A 285-nucleotide genomic window follows, 5' to 3' on the forward strand; every position below is an offset into this window, starting at 1 on the left:
AGGGGACGGAGACCACAGAGATCGACATTTTCTCTGGCGTCGGCGGCGTAGGGTGTGTAGAAGAGACAGGTCGCAACCGGAGGGCGGCGAGCCGCTGCATGCCGTGGGTGACGTCGTCGCGGGCCGGGAGGGACGCGGCGAGGTCGGCGGCCGCCCGCTCGTCGGCCCCCCGCGCGGCGTCGACGCCCTGGCCCCCCGCAGCCGCTGCCAGCTCGCGGGCCTCGGCGCGCAGCCCGGCGGGCGCCTCCGCTAGGGCGGCGGCCGAGTCGCGCAACGCGGTGACCC

1 protein-coding gene is annotated in these 285 nt (G+C 76.8%); it reads right to left on the reverse strand.

What is annotated here, in order from left to right:
• Nucleotides 1–285 (reverse strand): hypothetical protein (locus ACR9ZK_RS21855; protein WP_481344054.1); only part of this gene is annotated, 285 nt, incomplete at both ends.

The organism is Monashia sp. HAY1-5C (assembly GCF_056755255.1).